At 66.0% G+C, this 8,986-nt stretch carries 8 protein-coding genes and 1 other RNA gene; 5 read left to right on the top strand and 4 right to left on the bottom strand.

Going from position 1 to position 8,986, the window contains the following annotated elements; genetic code table 11:
• The first annotated feature begins 140 nt into the window (after positions 1–140).
• Positions 141–1,523: a uracil-xanthine permease family protein gene (locus QC821_RS01180; RefSeq protein ID WP_309715855.1), complete on the top strand. Its 1,383-nt coding sequence runs from the start codon at positions 141–143 to the stop codon at positions 1,521–1,523.
• On the opposite strand, the gene ubiH is transcribed toward QC821_RS01180, so the two are convergent.
• The 3 genes from ubiH to QC821_RS01195 all read right to left on the bottom strand — a co-directional run bounded on the left by ubiH (position 1,524) and on the right by QC821_RS01195 (position 4,736).
• Positions 1,524–2,738 (bottom strand): 2-octaprenyl-6-methoxyphenyl hydroxylase, encoded by a 1,215-nt coding sequence (gene ubiH, locus QC821_RS01185; RefSeq protein WP_309715856.1) that lies wholly within the window; start codon positions 2,736–2,738, stop codon positions 1,524–1,526.
• A gap of 66 nt (positions 2,739–2,804) precedes the next feature.
• Positions 2,805–4,163 (bottom strand): Xaa-Pro aminopeptidase, encoded by a 1,359-nt coding sequence (gene pepP / locus QC821_RS01190; RefSeq protein ID WP_309715859.1) that lies wholly within the window; start codon positions 4,161–4,163, stop codon positions 2,805–2,807.
• Complete coding sequence (locus tag QC821_RS01195) at positions 4,164–4,736, bottom strand: UPF0149 family protein (RefSeq protein ID WP_309715862.1); 573 nt, start codon at positions 4,734–4,736, stop codon at positions 4,164–4,166.
• A 145-nt stretch (positions 4,737–4,881) separates the two neighbouring features.
• On the opposite strand from QC821_RS01195, the gene QC821_RS01200 reads away from it, so the two are divergent.
• From QC821_RS01200 to QC821_RS01210, 3 genes are all read left to right on the top strand, one after another.
• Complete coding sequence (locus QC821_RS01200; protein ID WP_309715865.1) at positions 4,882–5,181, top strand: cell division protein ZapA; 300 nt, start codon at positions 4,882–4,884, stop codon at positions 5,179–5,181.
• Between the two features lie 60 nt (positions 5,182–5,241).
• Positions 5,242–5,426, top strand: a non-coding RNA gene (ssrS, locus tag QC821_RS01205) — 6S RNA.
• Between the two features lie 28 nt (positions 5,427–5,454).
• Positions 5,455–6,084 carry a 5-formyltetrahydrofolate cyclo-ligase gene (locus QC821_RS01210; protein ID WP_309715868.1) on the top strand — a complete coding sequence of 210 codons (630 nt, stop codon included), beginning with the start codon at positions 5,455–5,457 and terminating at the stop codon, positions 6,082–6,084.
• A 360-nt stretch (positions 6,085–6,444) separates the two neighbouring features.
• On the opposite strand, the gene ilvA is transcribed toward QC821_RS01210, so the two are convergent.
• Complete coding sequence (gene ilvA, locus QC821_RS01215; protein ID WP_309715871.1) at positions 6,445–7,959, bottom strand: threonine ammonia-lyase, biosynthetic; 1,515 nt, start codon at positions 7,957–7,959, stop codon at positions 6,445–6,447.
• A 347-nt stretch (positions 7,960–8,306) separates the two neighbouring features.
• Between ilvA and rpiA the strand changes: the two genes are divergently transcribed.
• Positions 8,307–8,984, top strand: a complete 678-nt coding sequence (gene rpiA / locus QC821_RS01220) for a ribose-5-phosphate isomerase RpiA (protein WP_309715874.1) — start codon at positions 8,307–8,309, stop codon at positions 8,982–8,984.
• Positions 8,985–8,986: the final 2 nt, after the last annotated feature.

Consider the following 8,986-nt stretch of genomic DNA (forward strand, 5'->3'; position numbering starts at 1 on the left):
CGAGTCAGCATCGCGCGATACACAAAACCGGTGGAAATGTTTTTCATAGCCGTCTATTTTGTGTACACAACTGCCGGATATAGTGTGTCTACAAGACCTATTATCGGTATACAAAAAAAGTGCACAGTAGAGGCTAACCCATGAGCAACTCCCCACAGGGCCAGCGGCCCTCGCGCACCGTCAATCAGGATCCCGATGCCATGCCGCCGCTCGGCAAGGCCATCCCGCTGGGCCTGCAGCACATCATGGCGATGTTCGCCGGGAACGTGACCCCGCCGATCATCATCGCCGGGGTGATCGGCGCCGCCACCGGTGAACAGATCTTCCTGATTCAGGTAGCGCTGTTCGTGGCCGGCATCTCGACGCTGATCCAGACCATCGGCATGGGGCCGATCGGCGCCCGCCTGCCTATCGTCCAGGGCACCAGCTTCGGTTTCCTGCCGGTGGCCCTGCCGCTGGCCAACGCCTTCGGGCTCGCCGCGGTGCTGGGCGCCTCCTTGATCGCCGGCCTGCTGCAGATCGTGCTGGGGGCCTTTCTCAAGAAGATTCGCCACTGGTTCTCGCCGGTGGTCACCGGCATCGTGGTGCTGTTGATCGGCATCACCCTGATGCCGGTGGGTCTCAACTATGCCGCCGGCGGGGTGGGGGCCGATGACTTTGCCTCGCCCACCAACCTAGGCCTGGCGCTGTTCGTACTGGTGGTGACCATCGTCGCCCACCAGTTCGGCCGCGGCTTTCTCAAGGCCGCCTCGGTGCTGGTGGGGCTGACCAGCGGCTACCTGGTGGCCATCGCCCTGGGCATGGTCGATTTCTCAAGCGTCACCGATGCCGCCTGGTTCGCCATTCCCCAGCCACTGCAGTACGGATTGGAGTTCCATCTGACCGCCATCGTCGGCATGACGCTTATCATGTTCGTGGTCGGCCTCGAGACCATCGGCAACATCTCCGCCATCACCATCGGCGGTGCCGGCCGTCAGGCCAAGGATCGCGAACTCTCCGGCGGCGTGATGGCCGACGGCGTGGCCACCTCCTTCGCCGCCTTCTTCAACACCCTGCCCAACACCGCTTATGCCCAGAACGTCGGCCTGATCACCCTGACCGGCGTGGTCAGTCGCCACGTGGTGACCATCGGCGGCATCTTGCTGATCTGCATGGGCCTGTTCCCCAAGCTGGGCGGCCTGGTGGCGGCCATGCCGCATGCGGTGCTGGGCGGCGCCGGTGTGGTGATGTTCGGCATGATCGCCTCGGCGGGGCTCAAGATCATCCAGGAGTGCGAGCTCAATCAGCGCGCCATGCTGATCATCGCCGTCGCCATGAGCCTGGGTATCGGCCTGCCAGCGGTGGAGGCCATCGCCGACACCATGCCCGGTCAGGCCGGCCTGTTGCTCAAATCGGGCCTGGTGCCAGCGGCATTCGCTGCCCTGCTGCTAGACGCCATCCTGCCCGGCAAGCCCGGGCGCCAGCAGCCCGCCGCCGATGACGCCGTGGCCAGCAAGAGCGAAAGCGCCCAGTCCAATATCTGATCAGCGCTCCAGCCCCATCGCGCGCCGCGCCAAGCCGCGGCGCAGCGGCCCGACCAGGTTGAGCCCCACCAGGCCCGCCGCACGGGCGTGGGAGAGCCAGCCGTTGTCGATGCCGAAGAGCCGGATCAGACCGTCGCTGAAGCGAATCACGTTATGCCGGTCGACACCGCGGCGGCGCTCGAGATCGGCCAGCGTCTCGGCACTGCCCGGCCCCAGGCCGCGCTGCCGAGAAGCCTCTAGCGCCGCGACCAGATCCATCACCCCACGCAGTGCCAGGTTGAAGCCCTGACCGGCCACCGGGTGCAGCGCATGGGCAGCATTGCCCAGCACTACCAGCCCTGGGCGGGTCGGCTCCTCGGCGGTGACCAGCGACAGCGGGTAGCAGTGACGCGTGCCGACGCGGCGGAAGCGGCCGGCGCGATCGCCGAACGCCGCTTGCAGCCGGGCCAGGAAGTCACTGTCGGAAAGCGCCAGGGTGGCCTGCTCGACCCCCGCGCGGTGGGTCCAGATCAGTTCCATGCGCTGCCCCGAGAGCGGCAGCAGCGCCAGCGGGCCTTCCGCGGTGAAACGCTCGAAGGCCATGCCGCGGTGCGGCTTGCTGACCTCGAGGTTGGCGATCAATGCCACCTGATCGTAGGGCGTGGCCTGGCTGACGATGCCCAGCTGCTCCTTGAGCCCCGAGCGTCCACCGTCGGCCAGCACCGTCAGCTCGGCGTCGAGGGTCGCGCCATCCGACAGCCGCAGGCGATGCCCCCCGGGCTGGGGGACGATCGTCTCGACCCGCGCCGGGCAGTGCCATTCGAGGTCGAGCGTCGCCAGACGCTGGTGCAGCACCCGTCCCAGCCAGGCATTGGGGATCACATGGCCCAGCGCCGCCACGCCCAGCTCTGCGGCATTCAGGCGGGTCACCCCGAGGCGGCCGCGCTCGCTGATGTGGATGTCACGGATCGGCTCGGCCTGCTCGGCAAGGCTCGACCACAGTCCCAGCCGGGCGAAATGCTCGCAGGAGCCCTGGGCGATGGCGCTGGCACGCGCATCGAAGCTGGGTTGCGGTTCCGGCTCAACGTCTATACTCGAAGGCAGCGTAGCCGGTTCGATCACCGCCACCTTGAGCGCGTCACGCTCGATCAGCGGCGCCAGCGCCGCCGCCAGGCTGGCACCGACCAGCCCGCCACCTACGATGGCGATATCCACTCGACTGACTGGCTGCTTCATGCGTAGCGCCTCTCGCTGCTATTACGTAATTTACGTAATGTAGATTTCAACCACTCCGCACACTGATCACGACGTGACCATCAGCGCCTCGATATCCTCGACCCGCTTGGGCACCGCCGCGGTCAACACCTCGTGGCCGTTTACCGTCACCGCCACATCGTCCTCGATGCGTATGCCGATCCCGCGATACTCAGCGGGAATGTCCTCGGCATCAGGTACGTAGAGGCCCGGCTCCACGGTAAGCACCATGCCCGGCAGCAGCCCTCGTGGCTCGCCGTCGAGGCGATAGTCGCCGACGTCGTGGACATCCAGCCCCAGCCAGTGCGAGGTGGAGTGCAGATAAAAGCGGCGGTAGGCGTCGCTGTCGATGTTGGCCTCGAGCTCACCCTCGAGCAGGCCCAGCGCCAGCAGCCCCTGGGTCAGGTCGCGTACCACGCCATCGTGGATCGCCTTGAGCGTCACCCCCGGCGCCACCGCTGCCACGGCGCGCTCCTGGGCCGCCAGCACTACCTCGTAGAGCGCGCGCTGCGCCGCGTTGAAACGGCCGCTGACCGGGAAGGTGCGGGTGATGTCGCCGGCATAGAGGTCGAACTCGGCACCGGCGTCGATCAGCACCAGTTCGCCGTCACGTAGCGCATCGCGGTTGGAGATGTAGTGGAGTACGCAGGCGTTGGCGCCGCCGCCGACGATGCTGGCATAGGCCGGGCCGCTGGCGCCGTGCCACATGAATTCGTGCTCCAGCTCGGCCTGCAGCTGATACTCATGCAGGCCCGGCGCTGCGGTGCGCATGGCGCGCAGGTGGGCACGCGCCGAGATCTCGCCGGCGTGGCGCAGCAGCGCAAGCTCCGCCGCGCTCTTGACCAGGCGCTGTTCGTGAATCAGTGCCGCCACGTCGCTGAATCGACTCGGCGCCACGGCGCCTTGCCGGCGTCGCCCCTGCAGCTCGCCGCGCACGGCCTCGGCCAGGGCCATGGCCTCGGCGTCATCGAACGGCACGTAAAGCGTCTCGCGGCCATCGAGCAACTCTGCCAACCGCGCCTCGCGCTCGGCGTTCTCGAACGCCTGGTCGATGCCAAACTCGGCCTCGGCACCGGCCGCGCCGAGGCGTACGCCGGTCCAGGCTTCGAGGGTGGCGTCCTTGTCCTGGCAGAACAGCACGCACTCGCCGGCCTCGCGGCCGGGCAATAGCAGCAGCAGGGCGTCCGGTTCGGGAAAGCCGCTCAGGTAGTGGAAGTCGCTGTTCTGGCGGAAGGCGAACTCGCTGTCCCGCGAGCGGGTCACCAGGGTCGCCGCCGGCAGCAGCACGGCACTATTGGGCGCCAGCGAGGCCATCAGTGTGAGGCGACGGTCGCGATATTCGGCCAGGCCGATCGGCGCCGGTCGTGGCAGGGCGGGGGGCAGCAGCATGGCATCTCGAGACGACATTCAGTGGGGCTCCTCGACCTGTTCGACCTGAGGCTTGCCGGGGTGCTGCTCGGTGTACAGCAGCATCGCCGCCATGCGGACGTGCTCGGTCAGCGCGAACAGATCGTTCTCGTTTTCGCTGCTCTCCTCGAGCTCGGTGTCGATGGCGGCCAGCCCCTCGAGATCGTCCAGCGCTTCGCGCAGCGGCGCCGACCAGCCCTGGCGCCGCTCGGGATCGACATCGTTGAGTACCTCGAGAAAGCCCAGCGTCCACTCCTGCAGGCCGCGGGCGCGCTCGGCCAGCGAGAACATCTCGTCGGGGAGCAGCGGCTCGTAGTTGAGCGCTTCGCCAGCCAGCGCCTCGAGACTCTGGCGACGCCAGGCCAGCAACACCTCGGCGCTTTCCTGGTCGTGGGGCTGGTCGACGCCCAGCGCATCGCAGAGCTCATTGAGCCAGGCGTCGGCGGCCAGGTCGTGGAGGGCCAGGCTGGCGGCCAGCCGGCCATCGAGAAAGGCTGGCGACTGCAGGCTGCCGTGAACGAGGAAGGCATCGGCGACGTCGGAGAAGCTGAGCTGGTGGTTGATCACTGACATGACAAAACATCCGCGGGAGTAGGGGGCGAGCCACAGCGGCGCGTTGACCGTCTGCAAGCGGCTCTCTTATGATGATCGAATAGCCATAGCCTAACGCATCTGCCCCACTATTGGCCCACCCTCATCCCTTGCCCGGGAGCGCACCATGACCGATGACAGCCGGCCGACCACCGAGATCACGCTGCTGGGGCGCAGCTACGTGATCGCCTGCCCGCCGGAGGAGCAGGCGCAGCTCAACCGTGCGTCTCGCTACTTGGATCGCGCCATGCACGGCATCCATGCCCGAGGCAAGGTGCTCGGCGCCGAGAAGATCGCCCTTATGGCGGCCCTCAATATCACCCACGAGCTACTCCAGGCCCTCGACGAGCGCAAAGACAGCGAGGCCGCCCTGGAGCGGCTAGGCCAGCGCCTCGAACAGGCCGTGGCCGATGTCACGCCACGCTGAATGGCGGCGATAATTCACGCCTTCGCTTTGGCGCACCCGCCGCCTCTGTTAGGATGAAGGCGTTCTCTGGGGTGTGCGCCAGTCGTTATAGTCCCTCGAGCCTATGCGCAGTACCCAGGGGGCCAAATGCTAGACAGACCCGTGTGCATGTCCGTGCGACGGAAAGCCTGACGGTCTGTCTGCGGCCACCCACCTTGAACCAATGGGTTCAAGGGCCAGAACGACAGCGGCACTCCGGGGAACTCTTCATACCTTATTGCGCGACTTAGCTCCGTGACACACGCCACCTCGACACTTGCCGAGCAGCGCCGCCAGCTGCGTCGTGACCTGCGTCGCCGACGCCGTGCGCTGAGCGCCAGCCAGCAGCGCGATGCCTCACGCCGTCTCTGCCATCAGCTGCGCCAGCTGCCCGAACTGCAGCGCACGCGACGCGTTGCCCTGTACCTGCCCAACGACGGCGAAATCGATCCCACGCCGCTACTCGACTGGCTCGAACGGCGCGGCGCCAGGGCCTATCTGCCGGTACTGATGCCACTGGCCGACAACCGCCTGTGGTTCGTCCACTATCATGCCGAGACGCCAATGGTGCGCAACCGCTTCGGCATCCTCGAACCCAGCACGCGTCACGCCGCACACCGCGCGCGACGCCTGCCAGCCTGGGCGCTGGATCTGGTGCTGCTGCCGCTGGTGGGCTTCGACGCCCACGGCCAGCGCATGGGCATGGGCGGCGGCTTCTACGACCGCAGCTTCGCTTTTACCCGCCGCGGCGGCCCGCGACCGCGCCTGCTCGGCATAGCCCACGCCTGCCAGCAGGTTGCGGCGCTGCCCAGCGCCGGCTGGGACATCCCGCTGGACGCCATCGTCAGCGATACCGGGGTGATACGCCCGCCGCGTGCTACCTGAGCCACCCACGAAAAAGCCGATGCAGGTTACCCCGCATCGGCTCGGTCGTTCTCTGGTCATGGCACTGCCGTGCCAGGGATGTCCACTCAGCTGCCGGCGAGTGCCTGGGCGTAGCCGGTCGCCACGACACCGATGACAAACAGCAGCGCCAATGCCATGACCAGATCGGGCTTGCGCTTCATGAATAGCTCCGTGAAATCGTTACATTCGGAAACATTAATGTCGCCCCTGACGACAGGCTGACTATAGGCCCCAAGGACGACAAAAACAACCGTCTCAATCCCACGATTAGACCATCAAACCCCTACCATATCCGCAGCAGCGAGTGAGTTGGCACTTACTACGGTATGCCGTTATGGATCACGCCATAAACAGCCGATAGGCGGCGTTATCGGTCTCCTTCCAGTAGCGATAGCCGATCTCGTCGAAGTGCTCCTCGACGTGGCTACGATCGCCGTTGGGGATCTGCATGCCCACCAGTACCCGCCCATAGGCGGCACCATGGTTGCGATAGTGAAACAGTGAAATGTTCCAGTCGTGGGGCAGGTGGGTGAGGAAATTCATCAGCGCACCAGGGCGCTCGGGAAACTCGAAGCGGTAGACCTCCTCCTCGAAATGCTGCTTGGGCCGGCCGCCGCCGAGGTGTCGAATATGCAGCTTGGCCAGCTCGTTGTCGGTGAGATCCTCCACCGGGTAGCCCGCCTCAATCAGCCGGTCGATGACCGCCTGGCGGTCCTCTCCGCCCGGCTTGACCTGCACCCCGACGAAGATATGCGCGCTCTCCGGGTCCGCATAGCGATAGTTGAACTCGGTGACCATGCGCTTGCCGATGGTCTTGCAGAACTTCTTGAAGCTGCCCGGCCGTTCGGGAATGGTGACCGCCAGGATCGCCTCGCGCTGCTCGCCAAGCTCGGTGCGCTCGGCGATGTGCTGCAGGCGATCGAAGTTGGTATTGGCCCCGGAGTTGATGCACAGCAGGGTCTGGCCCTCGACCCCGGTCTGCTGGATATACTTCTTGAGTCCCGCCAGCGACAGCGCCCCGGAGGTTTCCGCCACCGCCCGGGTATCATCGAAGATGTCCTTGACCGCGGCACACATCTCGTCGGTATTGACGGTGATCACCTCATCGACGAGGTCGCGCATGATCTTGAACGGCATCTCGCCGATCTGCGCCACCGCCACGCCTTCGGCGAACACGCCAACCTGGTCCAGGGTCACCCGTTTGCCGGCGTCCAGCGCCGCCTTGAGGCAGGCGCTGTCCTCGGCCTCGACGCCGATCACCTTGATGTCGGGACGCAGGTATTTGAGGTAGGCCGCCACCCCGGCAATCAGGCCGCCGCCGCCGACCGGCACGAACACCGCGTCGAGGCGGCCGCCGTGCTGGCGCAGGATCTCCACGCCGATGGTGCCTTGGCCGGCGATCACATCGATATCGTCGAACGGCGGGATGTAGGTATAGCCGTGCTCGGCGACCAGCTCGCGGGCGTGCTCGGCGGCCGCCGAGAAGGCGTCGCCCTTGAGGATCACCTTGGCGCCCCGGGCGCGCACCGCCTGGACCTTGATGTCGGGGGTAATCCGCGGCATCACGATCACCGCCTTGACCCCCATCAGCTTGGCGGCCATGGCCAGGCCCTGGGCGTGGTTGCCCGCCGAGGCGGCAATCACGCCCTTGGCTTTCTGCGCCTCGCTGAGCTGGGTCATCTTGTTGTAGGCGCCGCGAATCTTGAACGAGTAGACCGGCTGCAGGTCCTCGCGCTTGATCAGAATGGTGTTGTTGAAGCGACGGGAAAGGAAGGGTGCCGGTGAGATCGGCGTTTCGCGGGCGGCATCGTAGACCCGGGCCTGGAGAATCTTCTTGACGGTAGCTTCGAGCATCCTGATGTCCTGATGGGGGAAGGCAGCGAGAAAAGCGCCTGCCGTAAACGGCAGAGAAAACCCCTATTGGTAGCATTGCCGCGGCCCCGGCGTCCAGCGCGCCATCCATGGGCAGCACTATCCTAGATCACTGCAGTATCTTGGGACTGATCCGTCGGCAGGGCTACGAGGAGGCGCTGTGAACCCGTCCCTGGGCGCTACCTGCGCCATCCATGGCGCAGAACCTCCTCTTCGGTCTGCCACCGGCGTCCCTCTCTAAAGGCGCAGCCGTGATTACCTTGATCCACAGTGGCAGGTGGCTGACGTATACTGGCGGCGCCCACATTCACCAGCCGCGATCAACTCCCATGACCCAAGACGAACTCAAGGACGCCGTGGCCGCCGCCGCCATCGATGAAATCCGTCCGCATCTCGCCCGCAATACCGTGCTCGGCATCGGCACCGGCTCCACCGCCAACCTTTTCATCGACCGCCTGGCCGGGCTGCGCGACGACTTCAAGGGCGCCGTGGCCAGCTCCGAGGCCAGCGCCGAGCGCCTGCGGCGCCACGACATCGAGGTCTTCGAGCTCAACGAGGTCGGCAGCGTGCCTTTCTATATCGACGGGGCAGACGAAGTGAACGCTCACTTACATATGATCAAGGGCGGTGGCGCGGCTCTGACCCGCGAGAAGATCGTCGCCGCCTGCAGCGAGCGCTTCATCTGCATTGCCGACGCCTCCAAGCGGGTGGCGCGCCTCGGTGCCTTCCCGCTGCCGGTGGAGGTGATCCCCATGGCGCGCTCCTATGTGGCCCGCGAACTGGTCAAGCTCGGCGCAGACCCGGTCTATCGCCAGGGGGTAGTGACCGACAACGGCAACCAGATCATCGACTGCTTCGACTTCATGATCGACGACCCGCTGGCCATGGAGGCGCGCCTCAACGCCATCGTCGGGGTGGTCACCAACGGTTTGTTCGCCGCTCGCGGTGCCGACGTGCTGCTGCTCGGCGATACGAACGGTGTCGAGCGGCTGACGCCCATCGAGTGAGC

Source organism: Franzmannia qiaohouensis (assembly GCF_031451695.1).
Taxonomy (GTDB): domain Bacteria; phylum Pseudomonadota; class Gammaproteobacteria; order Pseudomonadales; family Halomonadaceae; genus Franzmannia; species Franzmannia qiaohouensis.